17 protein-coding genes are annotated in these 18,774 nt (G+C 64.7%); 5 read left to right on the plus strand and 12 right to left on the minus strand.

The annotated features are described in order from the left end of the window. Positions 1-187 precede the first annotated feature (187 nt). The 4 genes from ACTNAU_RS10560 to secG form a co-directional block, all read right to left on the minus strand. A complete protein-coding gene (locus tag ACTNAU_RS10560; protein WP_161213615.1) occupies positions 188-454 on the minus strand; it encodes a pro-sigmaK processing inhibitor BofA family protein in 267 nt (88 codons plus the stop codon). A 36-nt stretch (positions 455-490) separates the two neighbouring features. After that, entirely contained in the window at positions 491-760 is a 270-nt protein-coding gene (locus tag ACTNAU_RS10565) for a DUF2508 family protein (RefSeq protein WP_021659759.1), read from the minus strand. 160 nt (positions 761-920) lie between these two features. Next, positions 921-3,029 carry a ribonuclease R gene (gene rnr / locus ACTNAU_RS10570; protein WP_441098403.1) on the minus strand — a complete coding sequence of 703 codons (2,109 nt, stop codon included), beginning with the start codon at positions 3,027-3,029 and terminating at the stop codon, positions 921-923. 123 nt (positions 3,030-3,152) lie between these two features. Further along, positions 3,153-3,404 carry a preprotein translocase subunit SecG gene (gene secG, locus ACTNAU_RS10575; RefSeq protein WP_207721336.1) on the minus strand — a complete coding sequence of 84 codons (252 nt, stop codon included), beginning with the start codon at positions 3,402-3,404 and terminating at the stop codon, positions 3,153-3,155. Positions 3,405-3,776: 372 nt separating this feature from the next. Here secG and hemA point away from each other — a divergent pair, with 372 nt between their 5' ends. The 4 genes from hemA (at position 3,777) to ACTNAU_RS10595 (ending at position 8,028) form a co-directional block, all read left to right on the plus strand. Next, positions 3,777-5,018: a glutamyl-tRNA reductase gene (gene hemA / locus ACTNAU_RS10580; protein WP_441098394.1), complete on the plus strand. Its 1,242-nt coding sequence runs from the start codon at positions 3,777-3,779 to the stop codon at positions 5,016-5,018. Between the two features lie 49 nt (positions 5,019-5,067). Then, the gene (gene hemB / locus ACTNAU_RS10585; RefSeq protein ID WP_441098395.1) at positions 5,068-6,051 is read left to right on the plus strand and encodes a porphobilinogen synthase; all 984 of its coding nucleotides are present in this window, start codon (positions 5,068-5,070) and stop codon (positions 6,049-6,051) included. After that, positions 6,051-7,328, plus strand: a complete 1,278-nt coding sequence (hemL, locus tag ACTNAU_RS10590) for a glutamate-1-semialdehyde 2,1-aminomutase (RefSeq protein WP_441098396.1) — start codon at positions 6,051-6,053, stop codon at positions 7,326-7,328. Before hemB ends, hemL begins: the two co-directional genes overlap by 1 nt. 172 nt (positions 7,329-7,500) lie before the next feature. Then, complete coding sequence (locus ACTNAU_RS10595) at positions 7,501-8,028, plus strand: QueT transporter family protein (RefSeq protein ID WP_243164493.1); 528 nt, start codon at positions 7,501-7,503, stop codon at positions 8,026-8,028. Positions 8,029-8,106: 78 nt separating this feature from the next. Here the strand turns inward: ACTNAU_RS10595 and ACTNAU_RS10600 are convergent, their stop codons facing one another. From ACTNAU_RS10600 to ACTNAU_RS10615, 4 genes are all read right to left on the minus strand, one after another. Beyond that, complete coding sequence (locus ACTNAU_RS10600) at positions 8,107-8,976, minus strand: SIR2 family NAD-dependent protein deacylase (protein ID WP_441098397.1); 870 nt, start codon at positions 8,974-8,976, stop codon at positions 8,107-8,109. Next, entirely contained in the window at positions 8,921-9,697 is a 777-nt protein-coding gene (locus ACTNAU_RS10605; protein ID WP_441098398.1) for a protein-ADP-ribose hydrolase, read from the minus strand. Before ACTNAU_RS10605 ends, ACTNAU_RS10600 begins: the two co-directional genes overlap by 56 nt. Before the next feature lie 109 nt (positions 9,698-9,806). Further along, the gene (locus ACTNAU_RS10610) at positions 9,807-10,430 is read right to left on the minus strand and encodes a 4Fe-4S binding protein (protein ID WP_216402263.1); all 624 of its coding nucleotides are present in this window, start codon (positions 10,428-10,430) and stop codon (positions 9,807-9,809) included. Between the two features lie 15 nt (positions 10,431-10,445). Beyond that, the gene (locus ACTNAU_RS10615; RefSeq protein WP_441098404.1) at positions 10,446-10,847 is read right to left on the minus strand and encodes a pyridoxamine 5'-phosphate oxidase family protein; all 402 of its coding nucleotides are present in this window, start codon (positions 10,845-10,847) and stop codon (positions 10,446-10,448) included. Between the two features lie 192 nt (positions 10,848-11,039). Between ACTNAU_RS10615 and ACTNAU_RS10620 the strand changes: the two genes are divergently transcribed. Further along, positions 11,040-11,369 carry a winged helix-turn-helix transcriptional regulator gene (locus ACTNAU_RS10620; protein ID WP_216402264.1) on the plus strand — a complete coding sequence of 110 codons (330 nt, stop codon included), beginning with the start codon at positions 11,040-11,042 and terminating at the stop codon, positions 11,367-11,369. 101 nt (positions 11,370-11,470) lie between these two features. Here the strand turns inward: ACTNAU_RS10620 and ACTNAU_RS10625 are convergent, their stop codons facing one another. The 4 genes from ACTNAU_RS10625 to ACTNAU_RS10640 form a co-directional block, all read right to left on the minus strand. Then, positions 11,471-12,127 (minus strand): CatB-related O-acetyltransferase, encoded by a 657-nt coding sequence (locus tag ACTNAU_RS10625; RefSeq protein WP_441098399.1) that lies wholly within the window; start codon positions 12,125-12,127, stop codon positions 11,471-11,473. A 282-nt stretch (positions 12,128-12,409) separates the two neighbouring features. After that, the gene (locus ACTNAU_RS10630; RefSeq protein ID WP_441098400.1) at positions 12,410-14,650 is read right to left on the minus strand and encodes a DNA gyrase subunit A; all 2,241 of its coding nucleotides are present in this window, start codon (positions 14,648-14,650) and stop codon (positions 12,410-12,412) included. Positions 14,651-14,692: 42 nt separating this feature from the next. Continuing rightward, the gene (locus ACTNAU_RS10635) at positions 14,693-16,672 is read right to left on the minus strand and encodes a DNA gyrase/topoisomerase IV subunit B (protein ID WP_216402267.1); all 1,980 of its coding nucleotides are present in this window, start codon (positions 16,670-16,672) and stop codon (positions 14,693-14,695) included. A gap of 290 nt (positions 16,673-16,962) precedes the next feature. Beyond that, entirely contained in the window at positions 16,963-17,481 is a 519-nt protein-coding gene (locus tag ACTNAU_RS10640) for a hypothetical protein (protein WP_441098401.1), read from the minus strand. Positions 17,482-18,774 lie beyond the last annotated feature (1,293 nt).

The raw sequence follows: 18,774 nt of genomic DNA on the forward strand, positions 1-18,774 counted from the left end.
CCAACGGGAGCGCCCGCCTGCTTTTTGTCTCCGCGCTGCAGGGAACAGGGGTCAAAATCGCCGCCCCCTTCCCCGCCGCGCGGGGCAGATTGGAAAACCGCCGCAAAAAAAGGCATTCGGCCCGGTTGGGCCAAATGCCTTTTTTCTCCCTCTGGGGACTTGGCCCGGCGGCCGCCCCTATGTACCCTCACAGCCCAAAGAGGAATTTCAAGAAGAGCATCCCCACCACCCCCGGCACCCCCAGCACCGCCGAGGCGCCGCAGGTGTAGAAGTTGAGCTTGAGGGTCGGCCCGATAAAGGGCGAGAGCACGTTGAGCAGCAGCAGAACGCAGATGCCCGCCAGGCCGGTAAAGAGGGCGGTGGGACAGGGGTGTCGCCCCCGCGAAAAGGCCCAGATCATGCAGAGCACGGCCACCACCGCCACCGCGATGAGGGCCCAGGTATAGCTGTCCATCCTGTTTTCCATCCCCTTTTATGGCGGGGGCAGGGCTCACCCCTGCGCCCCGATGTGCAGTCCCTTTTCCTTTGCCTTGCGGTAGAGAAAGGCGAGTCTGCTCTCCAGCGCCTGCATCTCAAAGGCAGCCGCGTCGATGAGCAGGTCGTCACAGGAAAAGTTGAACCGGTTGACCGCCGCCGCCAACTCGTCGTTGGTGCGGGCGATGTCCCCCAATATCTGCTCCAGGTCGGAGGGCTGCTCCTCGCCTTTGGCCCGGCGCAGCCAGTCTCGCGCGCTCGCGCGCGCCTTGATGATCGCTTCCACTGGGAAATCCCCCTTCCGCTTCGCTGTCGGTAGTGGTAGTCTGCCCGGTCGCTACCATTTGTATGCAGCGGGGGAAGGTTTTAGTAACCCGCACCCGGGCGCAAAAAGAGGGCGGAGCCGCAGCTCCGCCCTCGCAAAGGCGTTTTAGGGGGAAAAAATCCTATTTTGCCAGGTCAAAATCCACCTGGCCCAGGGAGACGTTGACCGCCCGCACCTTGACCCTGACCGGGTCGCCGATGCGCAGGGTGTGGCCGGTGCGCTCCTCCACCAGCTTGGTGCCGTCCTCCGACAGTTCAAAGTCGGTGTTCTCGATGGTCGCCAGCCGCACCAGCCCCTCAGCAGTGTTGGGCAGCTGGACATAAAAGCCGTAGCTGGCCACGCCGGAGATGGTGCCGTCCAGCTCCTGGCCCACAAACCGCTCCATGTACTGGGCCTTGTAGGCGTCGTCACAGGAGCGCTCGGCCAGCATGGCCCCGATTTCGCGGTTGGTGGACTGAAGGGCCGCCTCCTTGACAAACTCGCCGTAGCGCTTTTTGATCTCCTCGGCCGGCACCCCATCCAGATAGTCGGTGAGGATGCGGTGGATCGAGAGGTCGGGATAGCGGCGGATGGGGGAGGTGAAGTGGGTGTAGTCGTGCAGCGACAGGCTGTAGTGGCCCAGAGGGGTCTCGGCGTACTTGGCCTTGGCCATGGAGCGCAGCACCATCTTGTGGATGAGGATCTGCTCGGGCTTGCCCCGGGTGGCGTCCAGCACGTCGGCCAACACCTTGGAGGGGGCCCCGGCCTTGATTTTCAGGTAGGGGTGGCCAAAGGCCTTGACGATCCCCTGCAACACCTCCAACCGCTCGGGGTCGGGGTCCTCGTGCACCCGGTAGACAAAGGGGAGCTGCTTCTCCCTGCCAAAGCGGGCCACGGCCTCGTTGGCGGTGAGCATGAACTCCTCGATCATCTTCTCCGAGTCGCCCCGGTCCCTCACCAGGATGTCCACCGGGTCGCCGTTCTCGTCGATGACGATTTTGGCCTCCATGCTCTCGATGTTCATGGCCCCCCGGCCAAAGCGGCGGGCCTCCAGCACCTTGCCGAAGGCACCCATCTGCAAAAGGGTCTCCTTCACCTGGGCGTAGGCCGCCTCCACCTCGGGGGTGGCGGTGCCGTCCAGAAGGGCGTTCACCTCGCTGTAGGCGCACTTCTTGCAGGAGCGGATCACCGTCTTGGCGATGCGGTAGTCGAGGATCTCGCCGGAGGGGGCCATCTTGCAGATGCAGGAGAGGGCCAGCCGGTCCTCGTCGGGGTTGAGGGAGCAGACCCCGTTGGAGAGCTCCACCGGCAGCATGGGCACCACCGCGTTGGCGTAGTAGACCGAGGTGCCCCGCTCAAAGGCCTCGGCGTCCAGGGCGCTGCCCCGCTTCACGTAGTGGGACACGTCGGCGATGTGCACCCCCAGCTCAAAGCCGCCCTCCACCTGGCGAAAGGAGATGGCGTCGTCGATGTCCTTGGTCTCCTTGCTGTCGATGGTGAAGATGCACCAGTCCCGCAGGTCCTCTCTGCCGGCAAAGTCGGCGGGGTCCACCCCCCGCTCGCCCACGGCCGCGGCCTCCTGCAGGGTGGCCTCGTCAAAGTCCAGCTTGACCTTGTTCTCCACCAGGATGGCGTCGCAGCAGTTTTTGGCCTTTTTGCTGTCGCCGAAGACGGTGACCACCTCGGCCACGTGGCTGAAGTGGCTCTTGCCCCGCACCGCCAGCTTGACCATCACCTTGTCGCCGTCCTTGGCGGTCCCCACGCTGGAGGGGCGCACCTGGATATCGGTCTTGGGCATCGAGTCGAGCACCACCCAGCAGCTCTGGCCGGCCTGGTGCAGCACCCCGATATAGCCGCCGTCGGGGTCGGGGGTGACGTGGAGCACCTCGCCCTCCAGCGACTGGCCGGTGCGGCTGGGACGGGTCTTCAGCAGCACCTTCTCCCCCGCCATGGCCCCCATCAAAAAGCGGCCGGGGATGAAGACCTGGGTGCCCTCCTCGTCGTCGAGCTGGGCAAAGCCGAACTTGCCCGCCACCTTGACCACCGTGCCGCTGACGATGCCCAGCCGGGAGCAGAGGGCGTAGCCGCTCTCCTTGGAGAAGTAGACCTTGCCCTCCCTCTCCAGCTCGTTGAGGCAGGCCCGGATCTGGTACTTCTGAAAGCTGGGCATCCGGGTGCACAGCAGCTTCATGTTCATGTAGGGCTGACGGGATTCCCGCAGCTGTTTCTCTACCGTTTCTTTCAGTTTAATGGTCGTTCACCTGTCCTTTTCCCAGGGGCCGTCCCGGCCCAACTGTCTTTTCATCCACAATATCCGACGAATTTTTTGCGAAATAAAGCACCCTGCACATCCGGCAGGGTGCTTTTTCTCATCTTACTTAAAAAATATTTCAAGTACGCCGACTAAAATTGTCAGTACAAAAAAGGCGACCGCTGCAATCTTGGTCCATTTCCCCAGCAGAGCTTCCGGGGTCCGTCCGCCGGAGCGCCCCAGGTAGGACTGCGTCGCGCCGCCGCTGATGGCGCCGGACATGCCGGAAGTGGCCTCCTGCATCATCACCATCAAGATGATTACCAGGCAGGCGATGATCAGCAACACGCCCGCTACGATTTGAATTGTATTCACGGCGAACCCTCCGAATAGAATTTTTTCTCGCTCAAGACCTCAAAATAACATTCATATTCTAGCACACCCACCGGGGCTTGTCAATTTTGTTTTTCCCCGATTTTTCGCATAAATACCCGGTGGCGGGGACAGACTAGTTCTTGTCCAGTGTACCTTTATTTTTTGGCGTTTGCAAGTATTGTCCACTGGACAGAGCCGGCGGGAAACCGCCGGCTCTCCTTTTTGCCCAAAGAAGGGGGCGGCGGGGCCGCCAAATTTTCCCCTGGCCGCCCCCCTCTTTTCCTTGTGCTTTTGGGGCGGTTGTCGTAAAATGGGAAAAGAGAGATCTTCACTGCCCCTCGCGGGGCTTCTTTCTTTTGGGGGTGAGCGCTTTTGAATATCGCCATGGCGGGCATTGACCACCGCCGCGCCTCCCTGCAGCTGCGGGAGCGCTTTGCCTTCACCAAGGCCGAGGCGGCCGAGGCCCTGGCCCGGCTGGCCGAACATCCCGCGCTCGAGGGGGCGGTCCTCCTCTCCACCTGCAACCGCACCGAGCTCTGGCTCTCCTGCGCCGAAGGGGCGTCCCTCGACCCCGCCGCGCTGCTGGGCGCCCTCAAGGGGGCCGACCCGGCGGACATCCCCTTTGTCGTCCGACGGGGGCGGGCGGCGGTGGACCACCTCTTCGCCCTAGCCTGCGGGCTTCGCTCCCGGGTCTTTGGGGAGGACCAGATCATCGCCCAGGTCAAGGGCGCCCTGGCCCTGGCCCGCAGCTGCGGCAGCGCCGACGGGGTGCTCGACCGCCTCTTCCTCTCGGCCGTCACCGCCGCCAAAGAGGTCAAGACCTCGGTGCGGCTGACGGCGGTGGACAGCTCCTCCGCCAGCCGGGCGGCCGACCTGATTTGCCGCCACTTTGCCGATTTAAAGGGCCTTCCCTGCCTGGTCATCGGCAACGGGGAGATGGGCCGGCTGGCCGCCTCCACCCTGGTCTCCCTGGGCTGTCGGGTGGAGATGACGGTGCGGCAGTACCACTCGGGGGAGGTCAAGATCCCCGCGGGCTGCCGGGTGATCCGCTACGACGAGCGGCTGCAGGGGCTGGCCCGCTGCCGCGCCCTCGTCAGCGCCACCGCCAGCCCCCACCACACCCTCCGCTACGAGGAGGCTGCCCCCGTCCTCGCCGACGGGGTGGAGCGGGTGCTCATCGACCTGGCGGTGCCGCGGGACATCTCCTCCCGGCTGGGGGCTCTCCCCGGCGTCACCCTCTACGACATCGACGACCTGGAGGGGGGAGGCGAGGGGGAGGCCCACCGCCAGGAGGTGGCGCGGGCCGAGGCCATTTTGCAGGCCGCCGCGGACGGGTTTTGCGACTGGTGCGACTTTCGCCCCCATCTCCCCGCCGTGCGGGAGGTGGCGGCCCTGGTGGCCGACGACGCGGCCGCCCGGCTGGAGCGGCCCATCGCCAAGCTGGCCGCCGGGCCCGAGGCGGCGGCCGAGCTGGAGCGCCGGGCGCGGGACGCCTGCGAAAAGGCGGCCGCCCGCCTCCTCTACGGCCTGCGGGAGGAGCTGGACCGCACCCTCTACCAAGACTGCATCGAGGCGCTGCGGCGCTCGGCCCGGCCCCGGGGCGAGGGGGAGTGACCCCCGCCCTTTTCACCACAGAAATCACCTGCAAAGGAGCATTGCCGATATGGATATGACCAAGCGCCCCCGCCGCCTGCGGGGGAACCCCGCTCTGCGAGGGATGGTGCGGGAGACCAGGGTGGACAAGTCCTCCCTGATCTACCCCGTGTTTGTGCGGGAGGGCAGCGGCGTGGTGGAGGAGATCCCCTCCCTCTACGGCCAGCTGCGATACAGCCCTGACACCCTCTGCCAGGGGCTCGAAGAGGTGGTGAAGGCCGGGGTGCCCGCCGTCCTCCTCTTCGGGCTGCCGGCCGAGAAGGACGCCTGCGGCAGCGGCGCCTGGGACGAAAACGGGGTGGTGCAGCGGGCGCTGCGCCAGGCCAGGGCGGCCTTCCCCGAACTCTACCTCATCACCGACGTCTGCCTCTGCGAGTACACCTCCCACGGGCACTGCGGCATCCTCGACGGGGAGACGGTGGACAACGACAAGACCCTGGAGGTGCTCTCCAGGACCGCCCTCTCCCACGTGGAGGCGGGGGCGGACATGGTGGCCCCCTCCGATATGATGGACGGGCGGGTGGGGGCCATCCGCCGGGCGCTGGACGGGGCCGGCCGCAGCGACGTGCCCATCCTCTCCTACGCGGTGAAATACGCCTCGGCCTTTTACGGCCCCTTCCGGGAGGCGGCGGACAGCGCCCCCGCCTTCGGCGACCGCCGCGGCTACCAGATGGACCCCCACAACCGGCGGGAGGCCATAAAGGAGGCTGCCCTGGACGTGGAGGAGGGGGCCGACCTGCTGATGGTCAAGCCCGCCCTCTCCTACCTGGACGTCATCCGCGACGTGTCCCAGGCCTTCCCCCTCCCCTGCGCGGCCTACAGCGTCAGCGGGGAGTACGCCATGATCAAAGCCGCGGCGGCGGCCGGCCTCATCGACGAGGCGGCGGTGGCCTGCGAGGCCGCCCTCTCGGTCTACCGGGCCGGGGCGGACATCCTCATCACCTACTACGCCAAGGAGCTGGCCGGGTGGATGGACGAAGGGAGGATCGGCTGATGGGCCGTTCAGAAGAGCTCTTTACCCGGGCGGCGCAGCACATCCCCGGCGGGGTCAACAGCCCGGTGCGGGCCTTTGCCGCGGTGGGCAGCACCCCCCGCTTTATCCGCAAGGCGGACAAGCAGTTCATCTGGGATGTGGAGGGCAACCGCTACATCGACTACATCGGCTCCTGGGGGCCGATGATCCTGGGCCACAACTTCCCCGCCATCCGCGAGGCGGTGATCTCGGCGGCGGGGAGCGGCCTCTCTTTTGGCGCGGCCACCGAAAAGGAGGTGGAGATGGCTGAGCTCATCTGCGAGCTGGTCCCCTCCATCGAGATGGTGCGGATGGTCAACTCCGGCACCGAGGCGGTGATGAGCGCCCTGCGGGCCGCCCGCGGCTACACCGGCCGCCCCAAGATCGTCAAGTTTGACGGCTGCTACCACGGCCACTGCGACGCCATGCTGGTCAAGGCCGGTTCCGGCGTCATGACCGCGGGGGTGCCCAGCAGCGCCGGGGTGCCCGCGGGCACGGCGGAGGACACCCTCACCGCCACCTACAACGACCTGGGCAGCGTGCGCGCCCTCTTTGCCGACAACCCCGGGCAGATCGCCGCCGTCATCGTGGAACCGGTGGCCGCCAACATGGGGCTGGTCCCCCCCGCCCCCGGCTTTTTGCAGGGGCTGCGGGAGATCACCAAAAAAGAGGGGGCCCTCCTCATCTTCGACGAGGTGATCACCGGCTTTCGCCTGGGGCTCGACGGGGCCCAGGGCTTTTACGGGGTGCAGCCCGACCTGACCACCTTCGGCAAGATCATCGGCGCGGGGATGCCGGTGGGGGCCTACGGCGGCCGCCGGGACGTGATGGAGCAGATCGCCCCGGTGGGGCCGGTCTACCAGGCGGGCACTCTCAGCGGCAACCCGGTGGCCATGGCCGCCGGATTGGCCCAGCTGCGCATCCTCAAGGGCCACCCGGAGGTCTATGCCCGGGCCGCCGCCCGCGCCACCGAGCTCTTTGACGGGCTGCGGGAGATCATCGGGGAGAGGGGCGCGCCCTGCACCGTCAACAGCGTAGGCTCCCTGGGCTGCCTCTTCTTCACCCCCGGTCCGGTGGTGGACGCCGCCAGCGCCCGCCGCGCCGACACCGACGCCTACGGCGCCTACTTCCGCCACATGCTGCAAAACGGCTGCTACTTCGCCCCCGCCCAGTTCGAGGCCATCTTCCTCTCCAACGCCCACCAGAGCGAGGACATCGAGCGCACCCTGGAGGTGGCCAGGGCCTATTTCACCCGCTGATTTCCCCCCCTTTCAGCGCCCCTCACAAGCCTCTTTTCGGCGGCGGAAAGAGGCTTGTTTTCTGCCGAAAAATGCGCTATTCTAGGAGTTGCGTCTGCCGGGTCCTTCTCCGGCGGCGCGGTCAGTTCGAGACCTTCCTGACCCAAAATAAAACTAAAGGATGGATGAAATGATGAAACGAAGGAACCCGACGCGCTACCTGGTGCAGGCCGGCATGATCGCCGCCCTCTATGTAGCGCTCACCTACCTCTCCAACGCCCTGGGGCTCGCTTACGGCATGGTGCAGTTTCGCCTGTCCGAGGCGCTGTGCATCCTGCCCCTCTTCACCCCCGCCGCCGTGCCCGGCCTGGCGGTGGGCTGCATTGTGGGCAACCTGGGCAGCCCCATGGGGGTGGTGGACATCGTCTTTGGCACCCTGGCCACCCTGGGGGCCGCCCTCTGCACCCGCGCCCTGCGCCAGGTGCGGGTGCGGCGGCTCCCCCTCCTCCCCGCGCTGATGCCGGTTCTGTGGAACGCGGTGGTGGTGGGCGTCGAGCTGACCATCTGGCTGGTGCCCGGCGAGGCGTTCACCCTGCCGGTCTTCTTCACCAACGCCCTCTGGGTGGCGGTGGGCGAGGTCACCATAGTTTACCTGCTGGGCATCCCCCTGGCCCTGCTGCTGGAGAAAAAGGGGCTGCACCGCCAGCTCTTTGGGGAGTAAGTCGTTGATATAGGTCAAAAGAAGTGCCCGGCGCGCAGTTTGCGTGCCGGGCACTCTCTCTTTTTGGGCTCCCCCTTTTTACTCGAGGGCCGCCAGGGCTTGACCGATGTCGGCGTCGATGCAGATGGCCCGCCCCGCCAGCTCCCGCGGGGCGGAGGCCTCCCCCAGGTTGATGCAGCAGTAGGTGGCCCTGGGATTTTCGGCGCTCATCTGCCAGAAGGGGTACTTGATGATGACCGGGGTGTTGCCCCCCACCCCCAGCTCCAAAAAGAGGAGGCGCCGGCCCCGGTGGCCCTTCAAAAAGGCCTGGTAGCGCAGGGCCGCCTCATGCCAGCCCTCGTCCTCCACGAAGCGGCCGTCGCAGCGCAGGTTCATAGCCATGGGCGCGCCGCAGACCGGGCAGCGCGGCACCAGCTCACTGGGGACTCGCTGGCCTTTTTGGCGCTGGACCATCTGCCGCACCGTCTCCTCGTTGTCGTAGGTGCGGTCATGGCAGGGGCGGGAACACTGCCAGAGACCGTAGTCCCCCTGGGTGTAGAAAAGCCGCCTCTTGTCAAAGCCCGCCAGCTGAAACTGGTGGTCCACGTTGGTGGTGAGGACAAAGTAGTCCCTTCCCGCCAACAGCCGCAACAAGTCGAGATAGGGCTCGCCCGGCGGCTGGTCATAGCGGTTGAGGAGGATTTGGCGGCTCCACCAGGCCCAGTACTCCTCCAAACTGCCGTAGGGGTAGAAGCCGCCGGAGTACATGTCCCCAATGCCGTAGCGGGCCTTGAAGTCGGCAAAGTTCTTCTCGAACCGCTCCCCCGTGTAGGTCATCCCGGCCGAGGTGGAGAGCCCGGCCCCGGCCCCCACCACCACCGCGTCGGCCGCCGCCAGGGCCTGCCGCAGCCGCTCAACCTCTGCCCAGCAGCCGCCGGTAGAGGGTGAGGTCCCTCTCTGTAAAGACATTGAACACCACCTCCAGTGGTCGCTTTGACAGGGCCCGGTGGGCCCGAACGGTTTCGACGGCGATCTCGGCCGCCGCCTCGGCGGGGAAGTGAAATTCCCCGGTGGAGATACAGCAAAAGGCCAGGGAGTGCAGCCCCCGCTCCTCCGCCAGCGCCAGGCAGGCGCGGTAGCAGTCGGCCAGTTGACGGCGGTGCCCCTCGGTCAGGGGGCCGGCCACGTAGGGGCCCACTGTGTGGAGGACGTATCGACAGGGCAGGTTGAAACCGGGGGTAATTTTGGCCCGGCCCACCGGCTCCTCCTCCCCCTGGCGGGCCATCAGCTCGGCACAGGCCAGGCGCAGCTGCACCCCGGCGTAGGTGTGGATGGCGTTGTCGATGCAGCCGTGGCAGGGGCAGAAGCAGCCCAGCAGCTGGCTGTTGGCGGCGTTGACGATGCCGTCGATGCGCAGGGCGGTGATGTCCCCCCGCCAGAGGGCGATGCCCTCCTCCACCGGGGGGAGGTCCGCCCAGTCGACGATCCCCTTGCGGGCGGTCTCCTCCTGCAAGTAGGCGTCCTGCACCTGCAAAAATGCCTCGCTGACCGGCCGGGGCGGGCGGACGTTGAAAAGGCTGCGCAGCAGCCGCCACTGTTCCTCCGGCGAGGGGGGGATCGTCCCCCTCTCCTCCTGCCGCTCCGCCAAAAGGGTTCGCAGCAGATAGACTCTGCGCTCGTCCTGATTCATCGCTTCTCCTCCTCTTCTGGTCGCTGTGCGCCGGTTTCGGGTCCTCCGTTTTGAGATGGCAATGCCCCCCGGCCGGTTTTGCCCTGTCGGGGGGACTTGCGCTTGCCGCTCAACTGGGTCGTTCCACCGCCCCCACCGGGCAGGCGTCCGCGCAGTTGCCGCAGTGGATGCAGTGGGCCGGGTCGATGGCGCGGGGGCTCTCCCCGCTGATGCAGCCGGTGGGGCAGACCTCCCGGCAGGCCTGGCAGCCGATGCAGCGGGCCGGGTCGATTTGATAGGCCGACGCCCGGGCTCTCTCCCCGCCAAAGGAGAAGGTCTGGCGAAAGGGCGGCAGCTGGGAGAGGTCGAAATACTCCCCCTCCCCCCGGTAGAGGCAGAACACCTCCAGCGCCCGGCGGCTGGCCTCGGTGGGGTAGATCTCCCGCATGTAGGGGTTTTTCTCGAAGATCTCCTCCAGCCGCTGCTGGCCGATGGGCTTCACCCAGCCCCGCACCGAGACGGCCACGGTGGAGAGGGTGTCCTCTCCCTTCATCCCGCTGAGGGCCAGGTAGCGCCGGGCCATCAGCCGCCGGTAAAAGGCCTTGCCCCGGGCGGTGAGAAAGTAGAGGCCCCCCTCGTCGGCGAGCATCATGTCGATGGCGCAGGTGTGGGGCAGTCCCTGCTCATCCACCGTGGCCGCCACGGTGGAGTGGATCCCCTCCACCAGGTAGGTCAGACACTGCTGTGCGTTCACCGCGTTCTCTCCCCTCTAAAGCGTGTACTCCCGGGGCGGGTTGCCGGAAAAGTCGGCGAGGACCGCCTTGGCCCCCTCCAGATAGAAGACCACGAAGATCGGGTTGTCGGCGCTCTGGTACTGGCCCTTGACAATGGGGTTTTCCATGCACCCCTCCTTCACCGCCCGGTCGTCGGCAAAGACGGCCTTGCCGCTCAGGCGGATCCAGGCGTAGGCGGGGCTGGAGGTGGAGACCTCCACATAGGGGTTTTCCTGCAGGTCCTTGTAGACCTCTTTGGTGTTGTTGGTGCAAAACCAGAGTTTGCCCTCTCTCTCAAAGCAGAACATGAACGGCCGGCATTTGGGCTTGCCGTCCCGCCCCACGGTCGCCAGATACTGTACCGGGTTCTCCTGCAAAAATGTGACCACTTCGCTCATCATAAGGCACCTCCTGTGTCGCTTAGGGGAGGAGTTGACTTTTTCCTCCCACGACTTTATACTAGTCCCACAGGTGCTTTTCGTAAAGTACGCACTGCAAAGTGGTGTAGTTACCAAATAGAAACCATTGTGTAACCGTGCGGTTTGTGGGGAACTCCCTTCCCTCCGCACACGGGAAAAGGAGGAGTCGAGATGGAAAAACAGCTGCCCGCCTGCCCGGTGGAGACCACCCTCACCCTCATCGGCGACAAGTGGAAGGTGCTGATTTTGCGGGACCTGCTCTCGGGCACCAAGCGCTTTGGCGAGCTCAAGCGCTCCATCGGCAGCGTCTCGCAGAAGGTGCTCACCGCCCAGCTGCGGGCCATGGAGGCCAGCGGCCTGGTGAGCCGCAAGGTCTACCCCGAGGTGCCGCCCCGGGTGGAGTACACCCTCACCGAGACCGGGTACAGCCTCCGCCCCATCCTCGACGCCATGTGGGACTGGGGCGAACAGTACAAGGCCCAAAACGCCCCCTCCGCCTAGGGAAAAAGAGAAGAGGGCGGGCTGCCAGCTCTGCGCCGGCGACCCGCCCTCTCTTTTTATCTCTCCCCTGTCACCCCGTCTCAGGGCAATGGGGCGGGCAATCAGTACAGGGGACGCCCCTCCCCCGCCCGGCAGAGGGCCTCGACATCGCCACTGCGGATGGCGGGCAGCAGCGCCTCGATGGCCGGGCGCGGCAGGTCCCACCAGCGGGCCGCCAGCAGCCGCTGCACCGTCTCCTCATCAAAGCGGCGCTTGATGGGCTTTGCCGGCACGCCCCCCACCACGGTGTAGGGCGGCACGTCCCTGGTCACCACCGCCCGCGCCCCGACGATGGCCCCGTCGCCGATGTGGACGCCCGAGAGGACGACGGCCTCGTAGCCGATCCAGACGTCGTTTCCGACGACGATGTCCCCCCGGTTGTCCCAGGCGGTGGCGACTTCGGCCACCGGCAGCCCCCACTCCTCGTAAAAGAGGGGGAAGGGGTAGGTCGAGAGGGAGCGCTGGGTGTGATTGGCGCTGGTGAAGAGGAACTTGGCCCCACAGGCAATCGAACAGAAGCTGCCGATGATCAGCCTGTCGCCGTTGACGGGGTAGTGGTAGAGCACGTTGTTTTTGGCAAAGTCCACCGGGTCGTTGACAAAATCGTTGTACATGGTGTAGGCCCCCACCTGAATGCGGGGCCCCTCGGTGACCGCGTCCAGATAGACCGTCTGGCGGTCCCCGGTGCGCGGGTAGATGGTTTTGGCCGGAATAGACATAACTGAAAAACCTCCTTGTAAGCGGTGTTTTAGTTCGGTGCTATCCCGGCGGCGGCAATGCAGCGCTTCACCCGATCCCCTTCTCTCTGTCTCTGCGGGCCGGGCGGCCCGCCTTCCCCTCTATCCTACCCCACAAAAGGGCCGTTGTCCACACCCCAGGCGGGTGGAAAGGCAGAGGCAGATCCTCCCCAGCCGCACAAAAAAGGGGCGCCCCCGGCACGGCCTCTCGCCGCGCCGCAGGGCGCCCACTGCATTTTGAAAGCGTTTTTCGCCGTCGGCCCATCAGCCCAGGGTCAGCTGGCTGGCCAGGTCCTCCGCGGCGATTTTGGACCCCATAGAGGGGATGGTCTTGGTGCGGTAGCGGTGCTCGTCGGCCAGCTCGGCCTCCCGCAGGGGGCGCACGCTCTGCAGCACCGCCTTTTTGGTCAGCTTGATGCCCGCCACCCCCTGGGTGTTCTTGGTCTGCTTGGGGGCGATGAGGGCCGAATTGACGATGAGCATCCGGTCCAGTGAGGTGCGCAGCAGGTACTCCTTGTCCTCGGGGGCGTAGTCGATGGCCACCAGGGGGGACTTGTCGCTGTACGCGCCCACCAGCTTTTTGCGGTTGGTCTTGGTCTGGTAGGCCGAGAGGCCCACCTTGGCCACCTTGCCGTTTTCAAAGAAGAAGAGCATGTACCCCTCAAAGGTCTTGGTGGCCACCATGTAGAGGCACTTCTCCCCCGGCTCCATCTCCAGCTTGGCGGGGATGAAGTCGCCGATGAGGCTGGCCTTGGTGTCGGCAAAGTCGGCACAGCGGGCCTTGTAGACCTGCTGGCGGTCGGTGAAGAAGAGCAGCTCGCAGTCGTTGTTGGCGTCCATCTCCTGGGCGATGAAGTCCCCCTCCTTGAGCTTGTGCACCTGACTCATCCGCCAGGACTGGGGGGTGATCTTCTTGAAGTAGCCCTCGGCGGTGAAGAACAGCCGCACCTCGTAGCTCTGCACCTGCTCCTCCTCCGGCTCGTAGACGTGCTCGTCCACATAGCTGATTTCGGTGCGGCGGTCCTGGCCGTACTTGGCCATCACCTCTTTGAGCTCGCCGATGATGATTTTGTCCAGCTTCTTCTGGCTGCCGAGGATCTCCTCCATCTCGGCGATCTCCGCCTTCAGGGTCTCGATCTCGCCGGTGCGGGCGAGGATGTACTCCCGGTTGAGGTGGCGCAGCTTGATTTCGGCCACGTAGTCGGCCTGGATCTTATCGATGCCAAAGCCGATCATCAGGTTGGGGACGACCTCCTGCTCCTCCCTGGTCTCCCGCACGATGCGGATGGCCTTGTCGATGTCCAGCAGGATCTTTTCGAGCCCCAGCAGCAGGTGCAGTCGGGCCTTTTTCTTCTCCAAATCGAAATAGACACGGCGGCGGACGCACTCCCGGCGAAAGGCCGTCCACTCCTGCAGCAGCTCCCGCACCCCCATCACCCGGGGCGACCCGGCGATGAGGACGTTGAAGTTGCAGGAGAAGTTGTCCTGCAGGGGGGTCATCCGGTAGAGTTTGGCCATCAGCTTGTCCGGCTCCACCCGGCGCTTTAGGTCGATGGCGATCTTGAGCCCGCCCAGGTCGGTCTCGTCGCGGATGTCGTTGACCTCCCGCAGCTTGCCCTGTTTGGAGAGGTCGATGATCTTGTCGATGATGGCCTCCACCGTGGTGGTGGGGGGGATCTCGGTGATCTCCAGGCAGTTTTCCCTCTCGTCATAGCGGTACTTGGCGCGAATTTTAAAGCTGCCCCGCCCGGTGTCGATGACCTTGCGAAGCTCTGCCTCGTCGTAGAGGTAGATGCCCCCCACCGGGAAGTCGGGGGCCTTGATGGTCTCGCTGATGTCGCAGTCCGGGTCCTTGAGGATGCCGATGGTGGCCTCGCAGACCTCCCGCAGGTTGAAGGAGCAGATGGCGCTGGCCATCCCCACGGCGATACCCAGGTTGGCGTTGACCAAGATGGTGGGGAAGGTGGCCGGCAGCAGGGTGGGCTCCTTCATGGTGTTGTCGTAGTTGTCGACAAAGTCCACCGTGTCCTTGTCGATGTCGCGAAAGAGCTCCTCGGCGATGGGGTCCAGCTTGGCCTCGGTGTACCGGGAGGCGGCGTAGGCCATGTCCCGGGAATAGGCCTTGCCGAAGTTGCCCTTGGAGTCCACGTAGGGGTGCAGCAGGGTCTGGTTGCCCTTGGAGAGGCGGACCATGGTCTCGTAGATGGCGGCGTCCCCGTGGGGGTTGAGTTTCATGGTCTCGCCCACGATGCGGGCCGACTTGCTGCGCCCGCCCTTGAGCAGCCCCATCTTGTACATGGTGTAGAGGATCTTGCGGTGGGCGGGCTTGAAGCCGTCGATTTCGGGGATGGCCCGGGAGACGATGACGCTCATGGCGTAGGGCATGTAGTTTTCCTGCAGGGTGTTGGTGATGGGCTGTTCCACCACGATCCCCGCCCCGGCGATCTCGGCGTTGGGGATGGCCCGCTTCTGCCGCGGGGCCTCTTTTTTCTTTTTGGGTGCCATATCATTTCCCTCTCAAAAGCGTTTTCCTGGGGCGCGTCTGGATCAGGACACGTCCAGCATGTCCAGGTAGTCCTGTCCGCGCTCGGCGATAAACTCCTTGCGGCCGGCCAGGTTGTCCCCCAGCAGGATGTCGAACATGGCGGCGGTCTCCTCCACCGAGTCGGGGGTGACCTTGATCAGCCGCCGGCTCTCGGGGTTCATGGTGGTCATCCACATCATGTCCGGGTCGTTTTCGCCCAGCCCCTTGGAGCGCTGGATGGTGTATTTCTGGCTGCCGATCTCCCGCAGCATGTCGGCCTTTTCGCTCTCGTTGTAGGCAAAGTAGACCTTGTCCTTGGTGGTGATCTCATAGAGGGGGGACTCGGCGATAAAGACGTACCCCTCCCGGATGAGGGTGGGGGTCAGCCGGTAGAGCATGGTGAGGATCAGGGTGCGGATCTGAAAGCCGTCCACGTCGGCATCGGTGCAGATGATGACCTTGTTCCACTTGAGCTGGTCCAGGTTGAAGCTCAGGAGGTCCTTGTTGGCCTTGCTCTTGACCTCGACCCCGCAGCCCAGCACCTTGATCAGGTCGGTGATGATCTCGCTCTTGAAAATCTTGTCGTACTCGGCCTTGAGGCAGTTGAGGATCTTCCCCCGCACCGGGATGATGGCCTGAAACTCGGCGTCCCGCGAGAGCTTGCAGGCCCCCAGGGCCGAATCGCCCTCCACGATGTAGACCTCCCGCCGGGAGACGTCTTTGGTGCGGCAGTCCACGAACTTCTGCACCCGGTTGGCCATGTCGATGGTGGCGGTGAGGGTCTTTTTCAGGTTTTTGCGGGTGTTCTCCGCCTTCTCCCGGCTGCGCTTGTTGATGAGCACCTGGTCGGCGATCTTCCCCGCCTCCTCCGGCTTCTCGATGAAGTAGACCTCCAGCGAGCGCTTGAGAAAGTCGGTCATGGCCTGGGCGATAAAGGCGTTGGTGATGGACTTTTTGGTCTGGTTTTCATAGGAGGTCTGGGTCGAGAAGGAGGAGGAGACCAGCACCAGCGCGTCGGCCACATCCTGGTAGGTGATCTTGCTCTCCCCCTTGAGGTACTTGGCGTTTTGCTTCAAGTAGGCGTCGATCTGGTAGACAAAGGCCGTCTTCACCGCCCGCTCGGGGGAGCCGCCGTGCTCCAGGAAGCTGGAGTTGTGGTAGTACTCCACCACCTGCCGCCGGTTGGAGAAGCAGCAGGCCACCGACAGTTTGACCTTGTAGTCCTGCTTGTCGGCCCGGTCCCGGCCGGCCGTCTCGGTCTGCCAGTACTGGACGGCGGTGAGGGTGTCCTCCCCCGCCAGCTCCTGCACATAGTCCTTGATGCCGTTTTCGTACCGGTAGGTGAACTCCTCAAAGCCGCCGTCCCCCTCTGCCCGCAGCAGAAAGAGGACCCCCGGGTTGACCACCGCCTGGCGCTTGATGGTCTCCTGGTAGTACTCCAGCGGGATGTCGATGGCGGTGAAGACGTCCAGGTCGGGCCGCCAGCGGATGCGGGTGCCGGTCTTTTTGCGGGTGGTGGGCTCCTTTTGCAGCTCCCCCACCGGCTCGCCCTTTTGAAAGTGCATCTCGTAGCGGAAACCGCCCTGGTAGATCTCCACGTCCATGTACTCGCTGGCGTACTGGGTGGCGCAGAGCCCCAGGCCGTTGAGGCCCAGGGAGTACTCGTAGTTGTCCCCGCCCTGGCCGTACTTGCCGCCGGCGTAGAGCTCGCAGAACACCAGTTCCCAGTTGTACTTTTTCTCCCGGGTGTTGTAGTCCACCGGGATGCCCCGGCCAAAGTCCTCCACCTCGATGGAGTTGTCCCGGTACTTGGTGACCACGATTTTATCGCCAAAGCCCGCGCGGGCCTCGTCGATGGAGTTGGAGAGGATCTCAAAGACCGAGTGCTCGCAGCCCTCCAGCCCGTCTGAACCAAAAATAACACCGGGGCGCTTGCGGACCCGGTCAGCCCCCTTCAGGGCGGTGATGCTTTCGTTGCCGTACTGCTTGGCTTTCGCTGTCATATCTGCTCTACATCCTTTTTCTCTGTCGGTGCGGCGTCGGATAACGGGAGCGGCGCCCGGCGGACCCCTCTGGATCAGGGGGCGGCGGGCGCACTTCCCAACTTTATTAGAGTATCTCAAAACAGGGCGGACTGTCAAGGGCCGACAGCCGTCTTTGGTGATTCTGCGCCCTTTTTGCCCACTTATGCACCCGCCTCGGGGCGCGCACAAAAGGGGCGCGGGGGGGCCGGCTCATTGCACAGCCGGTCCCCCGCGCCATCTATTTTTTCTGCCGGCGGGCAAAAGGGGGGCTATCCCCAGACCCCGCCGGGCAGCTTTCGGTGCAGCAGCGCCGCGATCTCCTGCGCCTGTTCCAGGGGCAGACCGCGGCGGTCCACCGCCAGGTGCCGCGCCCCGTCGCTCAAGTAGATGACGCCGCCCTGCTCTCGGGCACGCACCACCTCGGCGTATACAAGGCGCCATTCCCGCCCGCCGGCAGCACAGATCAGCTGCCGCCGCCCCAGCATCAGGTGCTGGCGGCCCAGCAGAGGGCTGTTTTTCCGGCAGTAGAGCCGGGGCAGCAGCCCCTCCCAGAAGAGGGCAAGGGCCAACACGGTAAGCCCCAGCAGGAAGAAGGCAGCCTGCAGGAGGAGCCCGCCCCACACCGAGGAGAGGGCCGGGGCGAGGGCGGCGGCAAAAAAGAGGAGGGCGGTAGCAAACAGGGCGGCGCGGGTGACGCGCTGTACCCCGCGCCCGGGGGCCAGCGCCGCGCCCATGGCCTGCAGCCCCTCTCTCGTCACATAGCTGTCGATCTCGTAATAGCAATCCATCGCGTCACCTCACTGTGCTGATAGGATACCCAGCTTTTGTGAAAAAACAGTGACGGGGCGGTGAGATTTGGGTAAAAAATGGGCGGCGAAAGGGAGGACAACTTTTTCTTTCGCGCCGGCGGGTTGGCGCGATGGGAGGGCTAGCCCTTCCTCCTCCCGGTCAAGAACACGGCATTTTTTACTGAATCAGCAGACCGGCACGGCGGGAGGGCTGGCGTCCTCCCAGGGCAAGAGGTAAGCTCTTTCTACTTCACTGGCAGGTTGGCGCGGCGAGAGGGTTGGTGTTCCCTCCTCTGGGGCAAGAGCACGACTTTTCTCACTGCATCGGCGAACTGATACGACGGGAGGGCTAGCGCTTCCTCCTCTGGGACAAGAGATCGGCTTTTCCTTCTACACCATCGAACTGGCGTGACGGGATAAATATTGTCCCCTCTGAGTCTAGCGGGAGGCTTTCCCTTTTGCTCCGGCGAACACCTCCTCCGGGCCAAAAGGTAGCCTCTTTCTACTTCACTGGCGGGCTGACGCGGCGAGAGGGCCGGCATCCCCTCCTCCCGGTCAAGAGCGCTGCATTTTCCACTGCACCGGCAGACCGGCACGGCGGGAGGGCCGACGTCTCCCCCAGGACAAGAGGTAAGCTTTTCCTATCTCACTGGCAGGCTGACGCAGCGATAGGGTTGCTGTTCCCTCCTTTAGGGCAAGAGCGAGGCTTTCCCCGCTGCACCGACAAATCGGCAAGATGGGAGGACTATCGTCCCCTTCTCTAGGGCAAGAGCACGACTTTTCTCACCGCATCGGCGAACTGATACGATAGGAGGGCTAGCGCTTCCTCCTCTGGGACAAGAGGGCAGCTTTTCCCACTGCAGTGGCGAACCGGCACGGCAGGGCGAATGTTGTCCCTTCTGAGTCAAGAGGTCGGCTTTTTCTTTTGCTCCGGCGAACCGGCGCAGCGGGAGGACTGCCACCCCCTCCGGGCCAAGAGGTCGGCTTTTCCTACTTCACTGGTGGGCTGACGCAGCGGGAAAGCTTCCGGCTCCTCCTCTAGGGCAAGAGGGCGGCTTTTCCACTACATCGGCGGATTGGCGTGGCGATAGGACCGGCACTTTCTTTCCCGGGCCAAGAGCGCTACTTTTCCCACTGCACCGGCAGACCAGTGCGCCAGGACGACTGCCGCTTCCTCCTCCGGGACTGCGAAAAAAAGGGAGGAGGGCAAAAAACACACCGGCTGCCAAGCAGATGGCCCCCTGCCAGCGGGCGCAAAAAGGCGGCTGCCCATACAAAGGCACCCCCCAAACA

The sequence above is a fragment of the Bittarella sp. HCP28S3_D9 genome (assembly GCF_052065655.1).
Classification (GTDB): Bacteria; Bacillota; Clostridia; order Oscillospirales; family Ruminococcaceae; genus Bittarella; species Bittarella massiliensis.

What these genes read in the sequence shown, in the direction of transcription:
- ACTNAU_RS10605 (WP_441098398.1), bottom strand. Translation starts at nt 9,697, where the DNA reads ATGAATCAGGACGAGCGCAGAGTCTATCTGCTGCGAACCCTTTTGGCG.
- ACTNAU_RS10560 (WP_161213615.1), bottom strand. Translation starts at nt 454, where the DNA reads ATGGACAGCTATACCTGGGCCCTCATCGCGGTGGCGGTGGTGGCCGTG.
- ACTNAU_RS10640 (WP_441098401.1), bottom strand. Translation starts at nt 17,481, where the DNA reads ATGGATTGCTATTACGAGATCGACAGCTATGTGACGAGAGAGGGGCTG.
- ACTNAU_RS10615 (WP_441098404.1), bottom strand. Translation starts at nt 10,847, where the DNA reads ATGAGCGAAGTGGTCACATTTTTGCAGGAGAACCCGGTACAGTATCTG.
- ACTNAU_RS10620 (WP_216402264.1), top strand. Translation starts at nt 11,040, where the DNA reads ATGGAAAAACAGCTGCCCGCCTGCCCGGTGGAGACCACCCTCACCCTC.
- ACTNAU_RS10625 (WP_441098399.1), bottom strand. Translation starts at nt 12,127, where the DNA reads ATGTCTATTCCGGCCAAAACCATCTACCCGCGCACCGGGGACCGCCAG.
- ACTNAU_RS10595 (WP_243164493.1), top strand. Translation starts at nt 7,501, where the DNA reads ATGAAACGAAGGAACCCGACGCGCTACCTGGTGCAGGCCGGCATGATC.
- hemB (WP_441098395.1), top strand. Translation starts at nt 5,068, where the DNA reads ATGGATATGACCAAGCGCCCCCGCCGCCTGCGGGGGAACCCCGCTCTG.
- hemL (WP_441098396.1), top strand. Translation starts at nt 6,051, where the DNA reads ATGGGCCGTTCAGAAGAGCTCTTTACCCGGGCGGCGCAGCACATCCCC.
- ACTNAU_RS10630 (WP_441098400.1), bottom strand. Translation starts at nt 14,650, where the DNA reads ATGGCACCCAAAAAGAAAAAAGAGGCCCCGCGGCAGAAGCGGGCCATC.
- ACTNAU_RS10635 (WP_216402267.1), bottom strand. Translation starts at nt 16,672, where the DNA reads ATGACAGCGAAAGCCAAGCAGTACGGCAACGAAAGCATCACCGCCCTG.
- ACTNAU_RS10600 (WP_441098397.1), bottom strand. Translation starts at nt 8,976, where the DNA reads ATGTCTTTACAGAGAGGGACCTCACCCTCTACCGGCGGCTGCTGGGCA.